Origin of the sequence: Phenylobacterium sp. Root700, from assembly GCF_001429025.1 — a bacterium.
Classification (GTDB): domain Bacteria; phylum Pseudomonadota; class Alphaproteobacteria; order Caulobacterales; family Caulobacteraceae; genus Phenylobacterium.
In genome coordinates this window covers 82509-102957 of record NZ_LMHT01000010.1, presented here as the reverse complement: position 1 = coordinate 102957, position 20449 = coordinate 82509, and the positions used below count along the sequence as shown (strand labels likewise).

Here is a 20449-nt window from a genome sequence, read left to right as displayed (position 1 = left end):
GCCGCCCGAAGGTAAACACTTAACCTATTGGTTAAGTTTAGCCTCGGAGACGCAGGATGAACCCGAACAAGATCGTTCCCCGCGAGGAGTGGGTGGCGGCCCGCAAGGCCCACCTGGCCAACGAAAAGGCCTTCACCAAGGCCCGCGACCTGTTGCATCGCGAACGCCGCTCCCTGCCCTGGTTGCGGGTCGACAAGGCCTACAGCTTCGATGGACCGGGCGGGCGCGAGAGCCTGGCCGACCTGTTCGAGGGGCGCAGCCAGCTCATCGTCTACCACTTCATGTTCGGCCCCGACTGGGAGGAAGGCTGCCCCAGCTGCTCCTTCGTCTCCGACCACATCGACGGCGCCCTGCCGCACCTGCGCGCCCGCGACGTCACCCTGCTGGCGGTCTCGCGCGCGCCGCTGGCCAAGCTGGCCGCTTTCAAGCGCCGCATGGGTTGGGGCTTCAAGTGGGTGTCGTCGGCCGACAGCGACTTCAACTTGGACCACGAGGTCTCGTTCACGCCCGAGCAGCGCGCCGCCGGCGGGGCGCAGTACAACTACGCGCCGCTGACCTACGACATGGACGAGCTCCACGGCCTCAGCGTCTTCTACAAGACCGCGGACGGCGAGATCTTCCAGACCTATTCCAGCTATGGCCGCGGCTGCGACCTGCTGGTCGGCGCCTACAACTATCTCGACATGGCGCCCAAGGGCCGCGACGAGGACGGACTGGAGTTCACGATGTCCTGGCTGCGCCACCACGACCGCTACGAGGATCAGGTCGCCGCCAGCCACGACTGTTGCGCCGCGCGCGAAGACGCGGCCTGAGCGCCAAGGATCGGTTACCTGCCAGGTAATCGATCCTGACGCCGGGCGGGATCAGAGTTGCAGGACCAAAGGCCCTGACAACGAGGTTCCCATGACCACCTACGCCATCGCCAAGCTGCGCCACGTCGTGATGGGCGAGGCCATCGCCGAGTATCTCCAGCGGATCGACGCCACCCTTGAGCCCTTCGGCGGACAGTTTCGCGTGCACGGCGCCCAGGCGCAGGTGCTGGAAGGGACCTGGCCCGGCGACCTGATCATCATCGAGTTCCCCGACGGCCGGGCGGCGCGGGCCTGGTACGCATCGAGCGCCTATCAGGCGATCCTCCCGCTGCGCACCGAAAACTCGCAAGGCGACGTGATCCTCATCGACGGCGTCTCAGCCGACCACTGCGCGGCCGATCTGCTGCCCGCCTGAGCCGGAGGTTATGGTTAACCAGACCTTAAGAGGGGACGGCGCATCCAGGCCAAATGCGCGCGCTCCCGCTCCTGCTGATCCTCGCCCTGGCCGCGACGCCGGTCGCGGCCCAACAGAAGACCCCGGCCCCCACGCCCCTGCGCGGCCCGGTCTCGAACGCGCAGACCCCCGCGCCAGCAGCGCCGCTCAGCGCCCTGCCGCCGCTACTGACGCCCCTGTCGGCGCCCTCGGCCGACGCCGGTCGTTGCCGGCTGTCCTGCGCCAGCGGCTACTATTTCTGCCTTTCCACCGATGGGCCGGAAGACTGCGGCGCCCCCTGGGGCCAGTGCCGCGCCCGCTGCGACGCGCCTAGCCCGGTACAGGTCATCTCGACGATCCCTGGCCGCTGATCGTCGACAGACTTGGCTTACCGGCCGCGCTGGTCCTACAATGACGGGCGTCAAGTTTTCCGAGNCCAACCGGCAGGCCATACTGGACGCCGCCCGCGAGGTGTTCGGCGAGCTCGGCTACGAGACCTCGACCGTGCGCGACATCATCCGCCGCACCGGCCTGGCGGCGGGCACCTTCTATAATTACTACCGGTCCAAGGAAGAGGTGTACGTCGCGCTGTCCGACGAGGGCGCCCGGCAGTTCGCGCCGCTGCTCAAGGCCCAACGCGCCCAGTCCGCGAACTGGGAGGAATTCGTCCACGCGGCCATCGAAGCCTATTTCCTGTTCCTCGGCGACGCCCACAAGAGCTGGCTGGCCCGCCGCCCGCCCGGTGAGCTCTACCCCCACGTCCATGGCGAGACCCCCGAAATGGCCGCGGTCTTCAACGAGGTCCGCGAGGCCATCGTCGATGAGATCGCCCGCGGCGGCGCGCCGGACGCCGACCCCGACTATGTGGCCGCGGCCTGCATCGCCATCGCCCGCGAGGTCGGCGAGAAGATGCTGGCCCGCCGCCCCATCGACACCAAGGGCGCGACCGAGTTCGCGGTGGCCATGATCCAGGGAGGCCTGCAAAGCCTTCCGAAGTCCAAGGCCTGACGACGTGCCCGACGGATCGGTCCAGCGCCTGGCGGCGCGCACCATCCTGTCGCTGCCCTCCCCGATCCTGCGTCTGATGTCAGGCGGCTCGGTGGTCTATCGCGGCGGCCGGACGCTGGATCCTCGCCTGCAGTTCATGGCCGCCCAGGCCGCGCGGCTGCCCTCCACGACCATGTTGAGCCCCGTGGAGGCCCGCAGGGGCGCCGCCCAGGCTGCCCAGCTCTATGGCGGACGCCTGGAGCCCGGCGTGCGGACCGAGGCCCTCGCCATACCCGGCCCGCAGGGGACCATACCGGCCCGGCTCTACCGCCCGGAAAACCAGGATCCCGCCGCGCCGGTGATCGTCTTCGCCCATTTCGGCGGCGGGGTGATCGGCGACCTGGACATCTGCGAGGCCTTTTGCGGCGTCCTGGCCAAGGTGGCGCGCGCGCCGGTCCTGTCGGTGGAATACCGCCTGGCGCCCGAGCACCGCTTCCCAGCGGGCCTGGAGGACGTGCTGAGCGCCTATAGATACGCGCGTGAGCAGGCGGCGACCTTCGGGGCTCTCGCCGGCCACGCGGCGATTGGGGGCGATTCCATGGGCGCCAACTTCGCGGCGGTCATCTGCCAGGAACTGCGCCGCGCCGGCGAACCCCAGCCCGATCTGCAATTGCTGGTCTATCCGTGCGTCGACGTGGCCAGTGAAACCGCCTCGATGACCACCTACGCCGACGCCTTCCCGCTATCGCGGGCGCTGATGGACTGGTTCATGGGCCACTATATGGGCCCCGGCGCCGACCCGGCCGATCCGCGCCTGTCGCCGATCCGCGAAGGCGACCTCTCGGGCCTCGCGCCAGCGGTGATCGTGACCGCGGGCTTTGATCCCTTGGTCGACCAGGGCGAGGCCTACGCCAAGCGGCTGCAGGCCGCCGGCGTGCCGGTCGTCTATCGTTGCTACGACAGCCTGGCCCATGGGTTCACCGCCTTCACCGGCGTGGTCCCCTGCGCCGACGTGGCCTGTCGCGAGATTGCGGGCCTGGTCCGCGAAGGCCTGGAGGGACGGATTGCGCGCGCTGCTGGTTGAGGAGCTCGGCCCCGATTACGGCGGCTGCGTCCTGAAGGAGATCGACACCCCCGCCCCCGGTCCGGGCGAGGTGCAGATCAGGGTGCGGGCCGCGGCGGTGAACTTCCCCGACCTGCTGCAGACCCGCGGCGAGTATCAGCACAAACCGCCCCTGCCGTTCATTCCCGGCATGGAGATCGCCGGCGAGGTGTCGGCGCTGGGCGAGGGCGTGGACCAGTTCCAGATCGGCGAGCCCGTGGTCGGGGGCGCGCGGATCGGCGGCTTCTCCGAATACGCCGTGAGCCCGGCCGCAATCTTGCGCCGCAAGCCCGACAACCTCTCGTTCAGCCAGGCCGCCGGCTACGCGACCGCCTATCTCACCGCCTATGTCTCGCTGGTCCGCCGCGCCCAGGTCGAGGCCGGCGAGTGGGTGCTGGTGCAGGGCGCGGCGGGCGGGGTCGGACTGGCCGCTGTCGACCTCGCCAAACATCTGGGCTGCAAGGTGATCGCCGCCTCGGCCTCGGACGACAAGCTCGCCATCCTGCAGGCCGAGTACCAGCCCGACGCCGTCGTCAACGTCACCGGCGGCTTCCGTGAGCGGGTCAAGGAGATCACCGGGGGCCGCGGGGCCGACGTGATCTACGACCCGGTCGGCGGCGACGTCTTCGACGAGAGCCTGCGCTGCATCGCCTTCAACGGTCGCATCCTCTCGATCGGCTTCGCCTCCGGCCGCCAACCGGTGCTGCCGGTCAATATCGCCCTGATCAAGGGCTTCTCGGTGATGGGCGTGCGGGCCGGCGAGTATGGCCGTCAGTTCCCGCAGAAGGGCGCCGAGAACATCGCCGCCATCTGGGCCATGGCCGACCGGATGAAGCCCAGGGTCGACCAGGAATACCCGCTCAGCGACTGGCGGGCGGCCTTCGACTCGCTGGCCGCCCGCAAGGTGGTCGGCAAGACCATCGTGCGGCCCGATCTTTGACCTATATTGTATGTTCACTCCCGCTCCGGCGGATACGCAGAGCGGTGGAAGCCCCAGTATGACGATCGAAAAAGAAGACGAGCTTGAGGGCCTGAAGGCCGCCGGCAGGCTGGTGGCGCGGACGCTGGAGGCGATGAGCAAGGCCCTGGAGCCTGGCGTCACCACCCGCGAGCTCGATCAGCTGGGTCGCCAGATGCTGGAGCTGGAGGGCGCACGCTCGGCGCCGGAGCTGACCTACAACTTCCCCGGCGCGACCTGCATCTCGGTCGGCCCCGACTGCGCCCACGGCATTCCCGACGACCGCAAGATCGCCGCCGGCGACCTAGTCAATATCGACGTCTCGGCCGAGTTGAACGGCTTCTATGGCGACACCGGCGCCAGCTTCGCCGTCCCGCCGGTCACCCCGAAGATCGAGCGCCTGTGCCGCGACGGCCGCCGCGCCATGTGGAGCGGCATCCGCGCCGTCCGCCCAGGCGGGAAGCTCAACGAGATCGGCAAGGCCATCGAGGGCTTCGCCGATAAGCATGGCTACAGCCTGGTCAAGAACCTCGCCAGCCACGGGGTCGGCCGCTCGCTGCACGACGATCCCAGCGAGATCCCGACCTGGTGGGAGCCGGGCGACCGCCGCCGTATCCACGAGGGCCTGGTCTTCACCATCGAGCCGTTCCTGTCGCTCGGCGCCGACTGGGTCGAGGAGTTGGACGACGGCTGGACCCTGACCCCGCCCGGCGGCCAGCCCACCGTGCAGTACGAACACACCCTGGTCGCCACCAAGCGCGGCCCGGTGATCCTGACTCTCGCCTGACGCTCCGCCGGGGGTGACGAACCCCGCGGATCATCTTAGTGCTGCTTCGAACGCTCAAAGCGCGCCGATAAAGGCGTGTCGGGGGTCGCGGCGGTTGACATGCCCGCGCGCCTAACCTAGGAAGCGCGCCTTGTTTTCGACCCGGAGCTAATCACGTGAAGCGGACTTTCCAACCGTCCCGACTGGTGCGCGCTCGTCGTCACGGTTTCCGCAGCCGTATGGCGACGAAGAACGGCGCCAAGATTGTGGCTCGCCGTCGCGCCAAGGGCCGCAAGCGCCTGACCGCCTAGGACGCCTGACGTCTTGACGGCTAAGGTGCCGGCATGACCGGCGCCCACCAGAACATCGAGCGCTTGAAAAAGCGCCCCGATTTCCTCGCTGCGGCGCGCGCTCCTTCGTGCGCCCGCGGCGCGGTCGTGTTGCAGGCCCGTGACCGGGCCGACGACACCACCCTGATTCGAGTCGGCTTCACCGCCACCCGCAAGGTCGGGGGCGCGGTGATCCGCAACCGCGCCAAGCGGCGCATGCGCGAGGCCGCCAGGGTTCTTTTGCCGCAGCTGGCCAAGCCCGGCTTCGACTATGTATTGATCGCCCGCAACGGCGCGCCGACGCGCCCGTGGCTGCGTTTGCTTGACGATGTGAAAAGCGCGCTGATAAGCCTCGCGGCCGAAAGCGACAGCCCGTCCCGCGCCTCGCCGCGGGCCCCTCCTTCCCCCTCCGCCTGAGCGCGCGTCCTTATGCAAGAGAACAACAACCGCAACACGATCATCTTCGTGGTCAGCGCGGTTCTGATCCTGATCGCCTACCAGATCTTCGTGCTGGAGCCCTCGTCCAAGCGGCGGAACGCCGAAATGGCGCGCCAGAAGGCGGCCGCCGTCGAGGTTCAGGCCGCCCAGAAGCCCGGCGCGCTGCCGACCGCCGCCCCCGGCACGGTCGTGGTCTCTCGCCAGGAAGCCGCCGCAGCCAGTGCGCGTGCGCCGATCGCCACCCCGGCGCTGGCCGGCTCGGTCTCGCTGCGCGGCGCGCGGATCGACGACCTCTACCTGAAAAACTACCGCGAGACGGTCAAGAAGACCTCTCCGCCCGTCGAGCTGCTGCGCCCCGAGGGCGCCCAGCACGCCTTCTTCGCCGAATTCGGCTGGACCGGCGCCAACCTGCCCGGCCTGCCGAACGCAGAGACCCTCTGGCAAGTGGTCGAGGGTTCGACCCTCGCGCCCGGCCAGCCGCTGACGCTGCGCACGGCCAATGGCCAGGGCCTGACCTTCACCCGCAAGATCGAGGTCGACGACCGCTTCATGTTCACGGTGACCGACACCGTGGCCAACACCGGCGCGGGTTCGGTGACGCTCGCCCCCTACGCTTCCGTCCAGCGCCAGGGCATCCCGGCGGGCCTGGGCAAGATCCAGATCGTCCATGAGGGCGCCATCGGCTGGCTCGACGGCGAGCTGCGCCAGGTGAAGTACGCCAAGTGGCTCAAGGAGGGCGGTCCGTCGCTCGCCTCGACCGGCGGCTGGACCGGCATCACCGACAAGTACTGGCTGACCGCCCTGATCCCGGATCAGAAAGAGCGCATCCAGAGCCAGTACCGGGTGACCAAGGCTGGCGTGACCGACATCTACGAAGCCAACTATGTCGGCCAGCCGCACGTGATCCCGGCCGGCCGCCAGATCACCCAGACCACGCACCTGTTCGCCGGCGCCAAGACCGTGCCGGTGCTGAAGGACTACGAGACCAAGCTGGGCGTGCCGCACCTCGACATGGCCGTCGACTGGGGGAACTTCTGGTTCATCACCCGGCCGATGTTCAAGCTGCTGGAGTTCTTCTTCCACCTGGTCGGCAACTTCGGGATCGCCATCCTGCTGCTGACCGTCACGGTGAAGCTGATCTTCTTCCCGCTGGCCAACAAGAGCTACGAGTCGCTCACCAAGATGAAGAAGGTGCAGCCGCAGGTCGAAGAGCTGCGCAAGCGCCTGAAGGACGACCCGGCCAAGCAGCAGCAGGAGCTGATGGCGCTCTATCAGAAGGAAAAGATCAATCCTCTGACGGGCTGCCTTCCCATGCTGGTGCAGATCCCGGTCTTCTACGGCCTCTACAAGGTGCTGACGGTCACCATCGAAATGCGGCACGCGCCGTTCTTCGGCTGGATCCAGGATCTCTCGGCCCGCGACCCGCTGACCATCTGGAACCTGTTTGGCCTGCTGCCCTACGATCCGGCGACGGTTCCCGTCATCGGCAGCTTCCTGAACTCCGACCTTCTGCACCTGGGCCCGCTGGCCCTGCTCTACGGCGTGACCATGTACCTCTCGACGGCCATGAACCCGCCGCAGGCCGATCCCGTGCAGCAGAAGATCTTCCAGTTCATGCCGATCATGTTCACCTTCATCATGGCGCCGTTCGCGGTCGGCCTGCTGATCTACTGGGCCTGGTCGAACGTTCTGACGATCATGCAGCAGTACGTGATCATGCGTCGCTTCAAGGTGGACAACCCCATCGACCAGATCATCGCCAAGCTCACCGGCAACAAGTCGAAGGCCGTAGGGTGAACGAGGACCCGCTCTTCACCGAGGAACAGCTGGAGCAGGCCCGCGTGCTGTTCGCGCGCCAGGCCACCTTCATGATGGGGGCCGTCGCCATCGACGGTCTGCCGCCGGGCGACCTGCCTGAAGTGGCCTTCGCCGGCCGCTCCAATGTGGGCAAGTCGTCGCTGATCAACGGACTGGTCGGGCACAAGGGCCTGGCCCGGGCCTCCAACGAGCCGGGCCGCACCCGCGAGCTGAACTTCTTCGTGCTGGACGACAAGCTGCGGCTGGTCGACTTGCCCGGCTACGGCTGGGCCAAGGCCTCGAAGATCACCGTGAAGAAGTTCCAGAACCTTGGCCGCGACTTCCTGCGCGGCCGGGCGAACCTGAAGCGGGCCTATCTGCTGATCGACGCCCGCCACGGTCTGAAAGAGGTCGACAAGGAGCCGATGGACGCCTTCGACAAGGCGGCGGTCTCCTATCAGATCATCCTGACCAAGGCCGACAAGATGAAGCCGCACGAGGTCGAGGCCGCGCGTCTGAAGACCGAGGCGGCGATCGCCAAGCGCCCCGCGGCCTTCCCCCGCGTGCTCGCCACCTCCTCGGAAAAGGGCGACGGCCTGGCCGAACTGCGCGCCGAGATCATGACCACCTGCGCGGTGACGCCCTAACGCTCACTTCGTCATCCTCCGGGCAGCCGAAGGCTGATCCGGGGGATGACGAGGGTGGCGNCCTCAGGGCCCGTCACCATGCTCTCCACCGCCGGCCGCTCGGCCTATGACGCCGATCTCGACATGTTCCGCGATCAGGTGCGGAAGTTCTTCGACAAGGAGCTCCACCCCCATCTCGATCGGTGGGAGGAAGAGGGCATCGTCGATCGCGAGTTCTGGAAAGCCTATGGCGCGGCGGGCCTGCTCTGCCCGCAGGTTCCGGCCGAATACGGCGGCCTGGAGCTGGACTACCGCTTCAACGCGGTGATCGGCGAGGAGCTGGCCTATGCCGGCTCGTCGGCCGGCGTCACCCTGCAGTCCGACATCACCGTCGACTACCTGATCAACTACGGATCGGAAGAGCAGAAGAAGCGCTACCTGCCCGGCATGGTCTCGGGCGAGATCATCACCGCCATCGCCATGACCGAGCCGGGCACGGGGTCGGACCTGCAAGGCGTGAAGACCACCGCCCGGCGCGACGGCAACCACTATGTGGTCAACGGTTCGAAGACCTACATCACCAACGGCCAGAACGCCGACCTGGTGATCGTCGTCGCCAAGACCGATCCGACACTGGGCTCCAAGGGCATCTCGCTAATCCTGATCGAACGCGGGGCCGAGGGCTTCGAGCGCGGCCGCAACCTCGACAAGGTGGGCCAGAGCTCGGCCGACACCTCCGAACTGTTCTTCAACGACGTCCGCGTGCCGATCACCAATTGCCTGGGCGAGGAAGGCCGGGGCTTCGCCTATCTGATGGGCCAGCTGCCGCAGGAGCGGTTGCAGATCGCCGTCAGCGCCCAGGCCGGCGCCCAGCGCGCCTTCGACGAGGCGGTGAAGTTCACCAAGGACCGCAAGGCCTTCGGCCAGGCGATTTTCGACTTCCAGAACACCCGCTTCACCCTGGCCGGCCTGAAGGCCAAGCTCCAGGCGGGCTGGGCTCACCTGGACTGGGCTATCACCCGCCACGTCGCCGGCGAGCTGACCGCGGCCGAGGCCTCGGCCGCCAAGCTGTTCCACACCGAGCTGCAATGGGAGGCCTGCGACGAGGCCCTGCAACTGCACGGTGGAGCCGGTTACATGAACGAGTATCCGATCGCCCGCCTGTGGCGCGACGCCCGCGTGCAACGCATCTACGGCGGCACCTCGGAGATCATGAAAGAGGTCGTGGCCCGCTCGATCTGACGCCGGCGCCGCCCTTCGAGGGTCTGGTTCGTCACGCCGGCCCCTCCAAGGCGGTGACAGGCGGGCCAGGGTCCGCTATCGGAGCGCTCCGACTAGGGCGCAGTGGCCGAACCTGGACGCCGGGTTCGGCGGTTGGCGCGTCCTAACTCTTCGATTTGGAGCCGTAAGCGGCTCTTGGAGGGCCGTAAGCCTTGACCGACGACGCCGAAGAACAGGGCTGGGCCACCGCGAAGACCCTGGCCACGGCCCTGCCCTACATCCAGATCTATGACCGCGAGGTCGTGGTGATCAAATACGGCGGCCACGCCATGGGCGAGGAGAGCGTCGCGCGCCTGTTCGCCGCCGACGCCGTGCTGCTGAAGATGCTGGGCTGCCACCCCGTGGTGGTGCACGGCGGCGGGCCGCAGATCTCGCGGATGCTGGACAAGGCCGGGGTGAAGTCGACCTTCATCGACGGTCTGCGGGTGACCGACGAGGCGACCATGGAGGTCGCCGAGATGGTGCTGTCGGGCGCCATCAACAAAGAGATCGCCAACTGGATCACCCTGGCCGGCTCCGAAGCCGACGTCCGCGGCGTGGGCCTGTCGGGCAAGGACGCCCGGCTGATCACCGTCGAGAAGGCGGTCCGCACCAAGAAGGACCCCGACAGCCAGATCGAACAGGCCGTCGACCTCGGCTTTGTCGGTGAACCCACCGCCATCGATCCGAAACTGATCGAGGCGCTGATCTACGCTGACCAAGACTACATCCCCGTCGTGGCGCCGATCGGCGTCTCCGAAGAGGGCCAGACCTACAACATCAACGCCGACACCGTGGCCGGCGCCCTGGCCGGCGCCCTGCGCGCCAAGCGCATGCTGTTGCTGACCGACGTGCGCGGCGTGCTGGACGCCAACGGCGACCTGATCCGCCAGATGACGATCATCGAGGCGCGCGAGGCCATCACCTCGGGCGTGGCCACCGGCGGCATGATCCCGAAGCTGGAAACCGCCATCGCGGCGGTGGAGTCCGGCGTCGAGGCCGTGGTCATCCTGGACGGCCGTCGTCCGCACGCCATGCTGACCGAGCTCTTCACCGAGCACGGCTCGGGGACGCTCATCAGCGCATGAGGCCAGACCTCTCCCACATCGACACCTGGCTCTTCGACCTGGACAACACCCTCTATCCTGAGGAGTCCGGGTTCATGGGGTCGGTCGAGGGCCGGATGACCGCCTTCGTGGCCAAGGTCACCGGCCTGCCGCGGGACGAGGCCTACGCTCTGCAGAAGAAGTACTTCGCCGAGCACGGCCTGACCCTGAAGGGCCTGATGCTGCACCACGGCGTCGACCCGGCCGACTTCCACGCCCTGTTCCACGACCTGTCGCTGGAAGTCCTGGCCCAGGATCCGGAGCTGGTCGCCGCCCTGGCCGGCCTGCCCGGCCGCCGGCTGATCTTCACCAACGCCGACAACACCCACGCCGAACGGGTCCTGGCCCATCTTGGCCTGCGCGGCCTGTTCGACGACGTGTTCCACATCCATTCGTTCGGCTTCGCGCCCAAGCCCGATCCGCTGGGCTTCCAGCGCATGATCGACGCCCACGGCCTGAACCCGGCCACCACCTCGTTCTTCGAGGATTCTGAGCGCAATCTGAAGCCGGCCGCCGACCTGGGCATGACCACCGTCCTGGTCGGGCCCAGGGCGCTCGCCTCCACCGCCCCCTTCGTCCACCACCGCACTGAAAAGCTGACGCCGTTCCTGACGGCTGCGCGCCTCAAGGAAGCCATCTGATGTCCGACGACCTGAAGTCCGTGATCGAAGCCGCCTGGGAAGCTCGGGCCGATATCAACACCGGAACCCAAGGCGCCGTTCGCGAAGCGGTCGAAGAGACCCTGAGCCAGTTGGACGCCGGGACCCTGCGCGTCGCCACCCGCGGCGACGACGGCGTCTGGACCACCCACCAGTGGGCCAAGCAGGCGATCCTGCTGTCCTTCCGCCTGAGCCCCAACGTGCTGATGGACGCCCCGGCGCCCGGCCCCTTCTGGGACAAGGTCCCCTCGAAGTTCGCCGGCTGGGACGCCGCCCGGTTCGAGGCCGCCGGCTTCCGCGCCGTGCCCGGCGTCGTGGCCCGCCGCGGCGCGTTCATCGCGCGCAACACCGTGCTGATGCCGTCGTTCGTCAATATCGGCGCCTATGTCGATGAGGGCACGATGGTCGACACCTGGGCCACGGTCGGCTCCTGCGCCCAGATCGGCAAGAACGTGCACATCTCGGGCGGCGCCGGCATCGGCGGCGTGCTGGAGCCGCTGCAGGCCAACCCGACCATCATCGAGGACAACTGCTTCATCGGCGCACGCTCCGAAGTCGCCGAGGGCGTGATCGTCCGCGAAGGCAGCGTGCTGTCGATGGGCACCTTCATCACCTCGACCACCCGCATCGTCGACCGCAAGACCGGCGAAGTGTTCATGGGCGAAGTGCCGCCCTATTCGGTGATCATGCCCGGCTCGATGCCCAGCCCGTTCGGCGAGGGCCTGCCCTCGATCAACTGCGCGGTCATCGTCAAGACCGTGGACGAGCGCACCCGCTCGAAGACCTCGATCAACGAGCTGCTGCGCGACTGACGCGCCGGGCGCCCGTTTCGGCGCCCATCCAACGCCAAGTGATTCGCGAACAGGCCCGCTCAGCGGGCCTGTTTTCGTTTGCGCACCGATTTTCGGCGATGGCGGGCCACATTTCTGAGCCCGACACGAGGGTCATCCACAGGAAAAGGCCGGTAAGCGGACCTCGCTCCGCCGTTTACCATAGCAATCGCTTCTCGCCTACAGGGTGAATATGTAGCTTACCAAGCGAAGTAAGCATGACATCGCACGTAACCAAGCTTCTGATTGAAACAACACGACTCTTTCCGTGAGAGTCGTTTCTGTTTTGGACGGTTAGACCACTGCTATGCCGATTACAGTTAACTTCGATTAACTTTAACGCAAGGCCCGCCCTATGAATCCAGCGCCTTCGCTCAAAGCTGTTGCGTCACTCGCGCCGGAACCTCGCGCGGAGGACAGCGTCGTCTCCGAAACCGCCTCCTGGGCGGAGCCGAGACCAGGCTATCTGGAGCAGGACGCCATGCGGTTCTTCTACCGCTGGGGCGGCCACCTTTCGGCGACCATGATCCGCATCCGCTCGAAGTTCGACGGCGATCTGGACCAGTACCTGCTCTACCTGATCTTCCTGCTGGCCGAGATTTCGGAGTCCCTGCCGCGCGGGCCGCGCCCGCCGCAGACCTTCCGCCGCCGCCGGGGCCTGAACGCCCTGAGCCTGGCCGAGATCACCCAGATCCCGCGCGAGACGACGCGTCGCAAGCTGCTGGCCCTGGTGGAGCGCGGCTATCTGGTTCGCGAGGACGACGGCCTGTTCACCCTGGGCGAAGGCTACGACGTCGACCAGTGCTTCACGGACTTAAAGCCGCTGTTCTGGGACGCGGTCCAGGCGGAACGCTAGGCGGGCAGCCCGGTCGCGGGCTGGCCCTTAAGTCCAAACTCAATCGACATCATCGAGCTGGCGCCACAGGGCGCGGATGGCGAGCGCGCGCATCGCCGCGTCGTCGGTCTCCAGCGGGGCCATGCCCAGCTTCTCCAGGCAATCATTGAGCGTCAGCGGTTCGTGACGCGACAGCCGGATGCCCTTGCGGCGCGCCACCGCCTGGAACCGCCGCCACACGCACTCCGAGCCGGCGGCGCTAGCCATGGCGTGGTCGGGCAGCAACCCGGTCTGCAGCACTCGGTGGAAGGCCACCAGCGTCGCGCCGGCGCAGAGCCTGACCGCCAGGTTGGCGAACACCGCCTCGTCCATCGGCTCGACCGAGAGGTCCTCGCTGGCCGCGCCGCCATACATCGTCGCCGGGCTCTTCGACCGCACGAAGGCGCTGAGCGCGACATTCCCTCGGTCGTCAACAAAGGCGTACTGCATCACATGCTGGCGACCGTCCGCGGCGACGGATCTGACAGCAAAATAGATGTGATCGCTGGCCGATATCTGGGGCGCTGATTTCAGAATGGTGTTGCGAAGCGCAATATCATTTCCACGGATCACGCCGCCCTTGGAAAGAACATCGATGATATCTTCGATTTTCTTCTCGGGACTTGTAGTTTTCTTCTTACGTCGAAACGGGAACATAACGTCGGCACACCCCAGCGGATGGTTGATAGTTCTTCATCTTTCACGCCGGGTCGATGCCGTTGCTTCCCACTTCGGGTCATAAATCTCAAAATCGCCCGCCCATTTCGGGCACGCCCACTTGACGCCCCCCGACTCGGGCCATTGCTCCGCGCGCGCCGCACGGCTACCAGCGACCCATGTCCGAGCTTGATCCCGTCGCCCTCACCCAGGAACTGATCCGTCGCCCGTCGGTGACCCCCGCCGACGAAGGCGCGATGGACATCGTCCAGCGCACCCTGGAGGGGCTGGGCTTCGCCTGCCGGCGGATGCGGTTTGGAGAGATCGAGAACCTCTACGCCCGCTACGGGACCGCGCGGCCGAACCTCTGCTTCGCCGGCCATACCGACGTCGTGCCGGTAGGCGACGCTAGCGCCTGGAGCCGCGAGGCCTTCGCCGCCGAGATCGTCGACGGCATGCTGATCGGCCGGGGTTCGGTGGACATGAAGAGCGCCGTCGCCGCCTTCGCCGCCGCCGCCGGCAAGGCCATCGCCGCCGGTCAGGTGAAGGGCTCGCTGTCCTTCCTGATCACCGGCGACGAAGAGGGCGTGGCCACCCACGGCACCAAGATGGTCGTCGAGGCCCTGAAGGCCGAGGGCGAGATCCTCGACCACTGCATCGTCGGCGAGCCGTCCAGCGCCGAGACCTTCGGCGACATGATCAAGATCGGCCGGCGCGGCTCGATCAACACCTGGATCACCGTCGACGGCCGCCAGGGCCACGTCGCCTATCCGCACCGCGCCGCCAACCCGATCCCGGTGCTGGTCGACCTGCTGGCCAAGCTGCAAAACCACGTGCTGGACGACGGCTACACCGGCTTCCAGCCCTCCAACCTGGAGGTCACCACGGTGGACGTCGCCAACGGCGCCACCAACGTCATTCCAGCCCAGGCCAAGGCCCGCCTCAACATCCGCTTCAATCCCTCCCACAAGGGCGCCGAGCTGGCCGCCTGGATCGAGGGGGAGGCCGCCAAGGCCGCCGAAGGCTTCGCCGGGACCATCAAGGTCGAGCCGGTGGTCAGCGGCGAGGCGTTCCTGACCGAGCCCGGGGCCTTCACCGACGTGGTGGCCGCCGCCGTGCAGGACGTCTCAGGCGCTGCGCCCGAGCTTTCCACCACCGGCGGCACCTCGGACGCCCGCTTCATCCGCGACCTCTGCCCGGTGGTTGAGCTGGGCCTGGTCGGCAAGACCATGCACGCCGTCGACGAACGCGCGCCGGTCGAGGAGATCCGCAATCTGCAGCGGGTCTATGAGCGCGTGATCGAACGGTACTTCGCCGCGTTCGGCTAAGGCTCGCACCATCCCCCTCGTCATTCTCCGGTCAGCCGTAGGCTGATCCGGAGGATGACGAGGGGCGTGACGGCGCCCTCAGTACTTCACGCCCACCAGATAGAGCCCGTCGGCCGGCGCCACCGGACCGCAGGCCTTGCGGTCGCGGGCTTCCAACGCGTCCTTCACGTCGGCGGCGCTCCAACGCCCGATCCCGACCTCGGCCAGGGTGCCGGTCATCGAGCGGACCTGGCGGTGCAGGAACGACCGCGAGGCAAACTCCAGCAGCACCTGCTCGCCCTCGCGCCAGACGCGCCCCACGTCCATGGTCTTCATCGGCGACTTCGCCTGGCACTGCATGTGGCGGAAGGTGGTGAAGTCGTGATGGCCGATCAGGGCCTGGGCCGCTTCGTGCATCGCTGCGGCGTCCAGCGGCTTCTTCACATGCCAGACCTTGCCCCGGTCGAGGGCCGGCGGGCTCTTGCGGTTGAGGATGCGGTAGATGTAGCGCCGCTCGGTCGCCGAGAACCGCGCATGCCAGTCGCCTTCGGCCACCATCGCGTCGATCACCGCGATCGGCTCGGGGACCAGATAGGCGTTCAAGGCGTCGCGCACGACCTCAGGCCGCCATTCGCGCTGCAGGTCGACATGGATCACCTGGCCGGTGGCGTGGACGCCGGTGTCGGTGCGGCCGGCGGCCTGCAGGCGCAGGGTCTCGCCGCTGAACGCCTTCACCGCCCGCTCGATCGAACCCTGCACCGAGGGCAGCTCGTCCTGGGCCTGGAACCCCTTATAGGGCCGGCCGTCATATTCGATGGTCAGACGGTAGCGCGGCATCAGGGGAGCTGGGTCCCAGCAGCAACGGCCAGGCCGCGCAGGAAGGTCTGGGCGTCCTGCGGCCCCCGGCCCTCGCGCTGCACGCGCAGCAGGCGCACCGCGCCCTCGCCGCAGGCGATCAGCAGAGCATCGTCCAGGGCCTCGCCCGGCGCGCCGGCGCCGTCCTCGATCTGCGACAACAGCGCCTTCACCCGCAGCGGCCCCTTCTCGGTCGGCAGTTCGAACCACGCGCCCGGGAACGGCGAGAGCCCGCGGATCTTGCGGTCCACCTCGGCGGCCGGTTTGGCCCAGGCGATGCGGGCCTCCTTGGGGCGGATCTTCTTGGCGTAGGTTTCGCCGTCCGGCGATTGCGGCGTGGCCGCGACCTCGCCGCGCTCGACGGCGGCCATGGTGCGGGCCAGCAGGCCCGCGCCGACCTGCGCCAGCCGGTCATGCAGGGTTCCGGCGGTTTCCAGGGCGTCGATCCGCAGGCTCTCGGAGGCCAGCACTGGGCCTTCGTCCAGGCCCTCGGTCATCTGCATGACCTCGACGCCGGTCAGCTTGTCGCCCGCCATGATCGCCCGCTGGATCGGCGCGGCGCCCCGCCAGCGCGGCAGCAGCGAGGCGTGCAGGTTGAAGCAGCCCAGTTTCGGGGCGTCCAGCACCGCCGACGGCAGGATCTGGCCGAACGCCACCACCACCCCGGCGTCGAGGTTCAGGGCGGCGAAGGCGGCGACCTCATCGGGATCGCGCATCGAGACCGGCGTGCGCACGGGAATGCCGCGCTCCAGCGCATAGGCGTGGACCGGCGAGGGCTTCAGCTCCTGCCCACGCCCGCGCGGCGCGGGCGGCTGGGAATAGACGCAGGCGACCTCGTGCCCAGCCGCCACCAGGGCGTCCAGGGCGGCGACGGCGAAGTCCGGAGTTCCGAGAAAGGCGATACGCATCACGCTGGGTTTAGCCGCGACGCGCGGTTTTAGGAACCACACGCAAGCTTCGCCGTTTCATTGGCTGCTCGGGTAGGGAGAAAAACCATGCGCAAACTACTGATCATCAGCTTCGCCGTCGCCGGTCTGGCCCTTTCGGCCTGTTCGCAGGCCGACCAGAACAAGGCCAAGGCTTCCGCCGACCAGGCGGCCGCCGAGGCCAAGGAAGCCGCCGACAAGGTCGCCGCTGAGACCAAGGACTTGGCCGCCGAAACCAAGGACATGGCCACCAGTCCTGAGGTCAAACAGGCCGGCGCCGACATCAAGGACGCGGCCAAGGACGCCGGAGCCGTGGCCAAGGATGCGGCCAAGGACGCGGCGCGCGACACCAAGGCCGCGATCCACGACGCCACCGCGCCGACCCCGGCCGATAAGGCCGCAGCGACGCACTAGACGCGACGCCGTCCCGGGAGCACGCTCCCGGGAGGCGATCGTCGGGTGGGGACAGATGCCAGGTCACAGCCAGATCGACACCGTCTTCGCCGCCTATCGCGAACCTGTCCGCACGCGGCTCCTGGCCCTGCGCGACCTGATCCTGGCGACCGCCAGGGCGACGCCCGGCGTCGGCGAGATCGAAGAGACCCTGCGCTGGGGCCAGCCCAGCTATCTCACACCGGTCAGCCGCAGCGGCAGCACCATCCGGATAGACGCCGTGAAGGGCGCGGGAGACCGGTACGCCCTCTACGTTCATTGCCAGACCGACCTGTTGGCGAGGTTCCGCGATCTCTATGGCGAGGCCCTGACCTATGAGGGCAAGCGCGCTGGTCTTCGACGCCGCGGCGCCGCTGGACGAGGACGTGGTCAGCCACTGCATCTCGCTGGCCCTGACCCACCACAGCCGCAAGTCCGCGATGCGCCTAAGGGCGTAGCGTCCAGGTCGTTTCCCGGCCCGCCGGCACAAACCCCAGCCGTTCCAGGATCGGCCGACTGGTGTCGCGCGCCTCGATGCTGAGATAGGCCAGGCCGCGCGCCCTGGCCTCGGCGACCCGCGCCGCCACCAGCGCCCGATAGAGGCCCTGCCTGCGATGTGCCGGCGCGACGCCGCCCCCGAACAGCTGGCCGAACGCGCTTCCCGCCGCCATCTCCAGCCGCGCCGACGCCACGGCCTCGCCGCCGACACAGGCGACGAACAGCGCCATGGCGGGATCCTCCAGCTGTTTGGCGAAGGCCTCCCGCTGCCAGGCCTCCTCCTCGCCAAAGGCTTTGCCGCCCGCGCGAACGAAACCGTCGAGGTCGGACAGCGTGCGCACCCGGCGCACCTCCCCTCCGTCCGCGAGATCGGCGGTCAGGTCTTCGGCCAGATCGTAGAACATCAGCGTGCCCTGCGGGTCCGGGGCGAAGCCCGCTTCTGCCAGGCAGGCGGCGAGGCCCGGCGGCCCGTCATGATCGTAGACGCGCCACATCAGCGCCTCGCCGCGCGCCCGAAACCACGCGGCCTGCTCGGCGATGGCGGCGGCCATGCTCTGCGCCGTCAGGCTCCAGGCGGAAACATAGTTGAAGCCCCCGGTCAGCAGGACCAGCCCGCCCCGGCGCTCCACGACGATCCCGGCCGGCGGCGCGGGATCGGCCCGAACCTCGGCGTCGAAGCGGGTCAGCACGAGATCAAGGTCCATGGCGCGACGCTACCGGGGATCGACGCCCCGAGCGAGACCATTGCGGACGGCGCGGCCGAACGCTCGGCGGCCGCGATCATGGAGTGGGTGGGAGCGAGCTCCCGCGCCTAGGCTGCGCGGGACTGCTTCTTGACCTTGGCTACGGCCCGTTCGCGCTTCAGGCGCGACAGGTGGTCGATGAACAGCACGCCTTCGAGATGGTCCATCTCGTGCTGGATGCAGACGGCGAACAGGCCCTCGGCGTCCTCGACGACTTCCTCGCCCTGGTAGTCCAGGTACTTCAGCTTCACGCGGGCCGGGCGCTCGACCTCGTCATAGATGTCGGGGATCGACAGGCAGCCCTCTTCGTAGGGCGCGGTCTCTTCCGAGGCCCAGACGATTTCGGGGTTCACATAGTAGCGCGGCGCCTTGGGATCGTCGGGGCCGGCGATGTCCATGACGATGACCCGCTTGGCCACGCCGATCTGGATCGCGGCCAGGCCGATGCCGGGGGCGTCGTACATGGTCTCGAGCATGTCATCCATGAGCGCGCGCAGCTCATCGTCGACCTTCTCGACCGGTTGGGAAACCAGCTTCAGGACGGGATCGGGAACGACAAGGATTTCACGTATAGCCATAGGAACGCAGGTAGGTCAGCGACCCTTTGCCGTCAAGGCGGCGAGGTGTCCTGTCCCGGACTCATCGGCGTCGGACATCAGCTTGGTCAGCGGCCGAATTCCGGTTTCCACCGGCGTGAGCTCGGGGATCTCCTTGCCCTCGTGGTCGACCTTCAGATCCTCGAAGCGCCGCGCCTGGGTCATCACCTGGGTCTCAAGCGAGCCGACGAACTGGTTGTAGCGGCCGACCGCGGCCTCCAGCGCCTTGCCGACCGAGGCGGCGTGACCGCCCATCACCGACAGCCGCTTGTAGAGTTCGCGGCCGAGCTTGGAGATCTCCTGGGCGTTGGCCGCCTGCTCCTCGACCCGCCAGCCGTAGACCACGGCCTTGCAGAGCGCGAACAGGGTGGTCGGCGTCACCACCAGCACCCGGCGGTCCATGGCCTCGCTCATCAGCTCGGGCGCACGCTCCAGGGCCGCGGCCAGGAAGCTGTCGCCGGGGATGAACATCGCCACGAAATCGGGCGAACCCTGGTTGAACTGGTCCCAATAGGTCTTGGCCGACAGACCCTGCATGTGGGCGCGCACGCTCTGAGCGTGGCGGACATAGCAGGCCTCGCGCGTCGCCTCGTCCACTGCGTCCTGGGCGTCGAGGAAGGCGTTGAGCGAGCATTTGGCGTCGATCACGAACACCGCCCCGCCCGGCAGGCGCACGGTGACGTCGGGACGGCGGCGGCCCTCTTCGGTGTCGGTCGAGGTCTGCTCGTCGAAATCGTAGCGGTTATGAAGGCCCGCGGCCTCCAGCACGTTGCGCAGGGTCTGCTCGCCCCAGCGCCCCTGGACGCCCGCCCCGCGGCGCAGCGCCGCAGACAGCTTGCGAGCCTCGGTCTGGGTGGCGATCGAGGCGGTCAGCAGCTGATTGATCTGCTCCTTCAGGCCGCCGGTCTCCTCGGCGCGGGTCTTCTCGACCGCGACGACCTGTTCCTGGAACTTGGCCAGGGTCTCGGCGACCGGCTTGAGCTGGGCCTCCAGGCGCGCCTGGGCGAGCTGCTCTCTATTATGGAAGTTCTCGTCGGCGCGCTTCATCACCTGCTCGGCGATGGTGGCGGCGGCCTCGGCCTGCAGGAAGGCGGAATTCTTGGCGCTCTGTTCTTCCATGACCCGCACGCGGGCGGCGGCGTCCTGAAGATCCCAGGCCCTGGCCTCGGCCCGGTTGGCGCGGCTGCGCTCCATCAACGCCCAGGCGATCGCGGGGGCGGCCGCGACAAGGGCGGCGATGAGGGCGATGAGGACGAAGTCGAAGTTCATGCTCCGTTCTTTAGCCGGAGTCGCTCAACGGAGCTAGCGGGGGCCGGCGCGATGCGCTAAGGCCACAGGCCAAAAAAAAGCCGGACCCGAGGGCCCGGCAGTTCATTAGGGAGGAAACGCCCAGGAAGGGCAGAGGCGTCAGCGACGCCTCACAATTCGACTTATAGAGTGCGACGCACAAAAGGCCAA

General features: G+C 67.9%; 25 protein-coding genes. 19 read left to right on the top strand and 6 right to left on the bottom strand.

Annotated features, from left to right (window positions below):
• Nucleotides 1–56: 56 nt before the first annotated feature.
• The 16 genes from ASE02_RS05370 (at nt 57) to ASE02_RS05295 (ending at nt 12959) form a co-directional block, all read left to right on the top strand.
• Nucleotides 57–812 carry a thioredoxin family protein gene (locus ASE02_RS05370; RefSeq protein ID WP_056731913.1) on the top strand — a complete coding sequence of 252 codons (756 nt, stop codon included), beginning with the start codon at nt 57–59 and terminating at the stop codon, nt 810–812.
• A 91-nt stretch (nt 813–903) separates the two neighbouring features.
• Nucleotides 904–1227, top strand: coding sequence for a DUF1330 domain-containing protein (locus ASE02_RS05365; protein WP_056731910.1), 324 nt, complete (start codon nt 904–906; stop codon nt 1225–1227).
• Nucleotides 1228–1280: 53 nt separating this feature from the next.
• Nucleotides 1281–1616, top strand: a complete 336-nt coding sequence (locus tag ASE02_RS22225) for a hypothetical protein (RefSeq protein ID WP_056731908.1) — start codon at nt 1281–1283, stop codon at nt 1614–1616.
• 79 nt (nt 1617–1695) lie between these two features.
• Nucleotides 1696–2253, top strand: coding sequence for a TetR/AcrR family transcriptional regulator (locus tag ASE02_RS05355; RefSeq protein WP_369818525.1), 558 nt, complete (start codon nt 1696–1698; stop codon nt 2251–2253).
• Nucleotides 2254–2257: 4 nt separating this feature from the next.
• Complete coding sequence (locus ASE02_RS05350) at nt 2258–3316, top strand: alpha/beta hydrolase (protein ID WP_056731904.1); 1059 nt, start codon at nt 2258–2260, stop codon at nt 3314–3316.
• A complete protein-coding gene (locus ASE02_RS05345) occupies nt 3297–4274 on the top strand; it encodes an NADPH:quinone oxidoreductase family protein (protein ID WP_056731902.1) in 978 nt (325 codons plus the stop codon). Before ASE02_RS05350 ends, ASE02_RS05345 begins: the two co-directional genes overlap by 20 nt.
• Nucleotides 4275–4332: 58 nt before the next feature.
• Complete coding sequence (gene map / locus ASE02_RS05340) at nt 4333–5079, top strand: type I methionyl aminopeptidase (RefSeq protein ID WP_056731900.1); 747 nt, start codon at nt 4333–4335, stop codon at nt 5077–5079.
• Between the two features lie 155 nt (nt 5080–5234).
• Complete coding sequence (gene rpmH / locus ASE02_RS05335; RefSeq protein ID WP_056731898.1) at nt 5235–5369, top strand: 50S ribosomal protein L34; 135 nt, start codon at nt 5235–5237, stop codon at nt 5367–5369.
• Between the two features lie 33 nt (nt 5370–5402).
• The gene (rnpA, locus tag ASE02_RS05330; RefSeq protein ID WP_056731896.1) at nt 5403–5804 is read left to right on the top strand and encodes a ribonuclease P protein component; all 402 of its coding nucleotides are present in this window, start codon (nt 5403–5405) and stop codon (nt 5802–5804) included.
• Nucleotides 5805–5816: 12 nt separating this feature from the next.
• Nucleotides 5817–7622 (top strand): membrane protein insertase YidC, encoded by a 1806-nt coding sequence (yidC, locus tag ASE02_RS05325; protein ID WP_056731894.1) that lies wholly within the window; start codon nt 5817–5819, stop codon nt 7620–7622.
• Nucleotides 7619–8269 carry a ribosome biogenesis GTP-binding protein YihA/YsxC gene (gene yihA, locus ASE02_RS05320; RefSeq protein WP_056731892.1) on the top strand — a complete coding sequence of 217 codons (651 nt, stop codon included), beginning with the start codon at nt 7619–7621 and terminating at the stop codon, nt 8267–8269. Before yidC ends, yihA begins: the two co-directional genes overlap by 4 nt.
• Before the next feature lie 78 nt (nt 8270–8347).
• Nucleotides 8348–9490: an acyl-CoA dehydrogenase family protein gene (locus ASE02_RS05315; RefSeq protein ID WP_056731891.1), complete on the top strand. Its 1143-nt coding sequence runs from the start codon at nt 8348–8350 to the stop codon at nt 9488–9490.
• A gap of 191 nt (nt 9491–9681) precedes the next feature.
• Nucleotides 9682–10596 (top strand): acetylglutamate kinase, encoded by a 915-nt coding sequence (gene argB, locus ASE02_RS05310; protein ID WP_056731889.1) that lies wholly within the window; start codon nt 9682–9684, stop codon nt 10594–10596.
• Entirely contained in the window at nt 10593–11255 is a 663-nt protein-coding gene (locus ASE02_RS05305) for a pyrimidine 5'-nucleotidase (protein ID WP_056731887.1), read from the top strand. The genes argB and ASE02_RS05305 overlap by 4 nt, the downstream gene beginning before the upstream one ends.
• Nucleotides 11255–12085: a 2,3,4,5-tetrahydropyridine-2,6-dicarboxylate N-succinyltransferase gene (dapD, locus tag ASE02_RS05300; RefSeq protein ID WP_056731885.1), complete on the top strand. Its 831-nt coding sequence runs from the start codon at nt 11255–11257 to the stop codon at nt 12083–12085. The genes ASE02_RS05305 and dapD overlap by 1 nt, the downstream gene beginning before the upstream one ends.
• A 499-nt stretch (nt 12086–12584) precedes the next feature.
• On the top strand, nt 12585–12959 hold the full coding sequence (locus tag ASE02_RS05295; protein ID WP_056731883.1) for a hypothetical protein: 375 nt from the start codon (nt 12585–12587) through the stop codon (nt 12957–12959).
• A gap of 39 nt (nt 12960–12998) precedes the next feature.
• On the opposite strand, the gene ASE02_RS05290 is transcribed toward ASE02_RS05295, so the two are convergent.
• Nucleotides 12999–13427 (bottom strand): hypothetical protein, encoded by a 429-nt coding sequence (locus ASE02_RS05290; RefSeq protein ID WP_156405912.1) that lies wholly within the window; start codon nt 13425–13427, stop codon nt 12999–13001.
• A 386-nt stretch (nt 13428–13813) separates the two neighbouring features.
• Between ASE02_RS05290 and dapE the strand changes: the two genes are divergently transcribed.
• Nucleotides 13814–14962, top strand: coding sequence for a succinyl-diaminopimelate desuccinylase (dapE, locus tag ASE02_RS05285; RefSeq protein ID WP_056731879.1), 1149 nt, complete (start codon nt 13814–13816; stop codon nt 14960–14962).
• A gap of 78 nt (nt 14963–15040) precedes the next feature.
• On the opposite strand, the gene truA is transcribed toward dapE, so the two are convergent.
• Together truA and fmt are read right to left on the bottom strand one after the other, a co-directional pair.
• Nucleotides 15041–15778, bottom strand: coding sequence for a tRNA pseudouridine(38-40) synthase TruA (truA, locus tag ASE02_RS05280; RefSeq protein ID WP_056731877.1), 738 nt, complete (start codon nt 15776–15778; stop codon nt 15041–15043).
• Complete coding sequence (gene fmt / locus ASE02_RS05275) at nt 15778–16704, bottom strand: methionyl-tRNA formyltransferase (RefSeq protein WP_056731876.1); 927 nt, start codon at nt 16702–16704, stop codon at nt 15778–15780. Before fmt ends, truA begins: the two co-directional genes overlap by 1 nt.
• Nucleotides 16705–16791: 87 nt before the next feature.
• On the opposite strand from fmt, the gene ASE02_RS05270 reads away from it, so the two are divergent.
• Both ASE02_RS05270 and ASE02_RS23155 read left to right on the top strand, forming a co-directional pair.
• A complete protein-coding gene (locus ASE02_RS05270; RefSeq protein ID WP_056731874.1) occupies nt 16792–17136 on the top strand; it encodes a hypothetical protein in 345 nt (114 codons plus the stop codon).
• Between the two features lie 353 nt (nt 17137–17489).
• Nucleotides 17490–17612 carry a hypothetical protein gene (locus ASE02_RS23155; protein ID WP_255354019.1) on the top strand — a complete coding sequence of 41 codons (123 nt, stop codon included), beginning with the start codon at nt 17490–17492 and terminating at the stop codon, nt 17610–17612.
• Here the strand turns inward: ASE02_RS23155 and ASE02_RS05265 are convergent.
• The 3 genes from ASE02_RS05265 to ASE02_RS05255 all read right to left on the bottom strand — a co-directional run bounded on the left by ASE02_RS05265 (nt 17601) and on the right by ASE02_RS05255 (nt 20260).
• Nucleotides 17601–18356 (bottom strand): GNAT family N-acetyltransferase, encoded by a 756-nt coding sequence (locus tag ASE02_RS05265; protein WP_056731872.1) that lies wholly within the window; start codon nt 18354–18356, stop codon nt 17601–17603. The two genes, ASE02_RS23155 and ASE02_RS05265, sit on opposite strands and share 12 nt — an antisense overlap.
• Nucleotides 18357–18463: 107 nt before the next feature.
• Nucleotides 18464–18973: a peptide deformylase gene (locus ASE02_RS05260; RefSeq protein ID WP_056731870.1), complete on the bottom strand. Its 510-nt coding sequence runs from the start codon at nt 18971–18973 to the stop codon at nt 18464–18466.
• A 15-nt stretch (nt 18974–18988) separates the two neighbouring features.
• Nucleotides 18989–20260, bottom strand: a complete 1272-nt coding sequence (locus tag ASE02_RS05255) for a DNA recombination protein RmuC (protein WP_056731868.1) — start codon at nt 20258–20260, stop codon at nt 18989–18991.
• Nucleotides 20261–20449 lie beyond the last annotated feature (189 nt).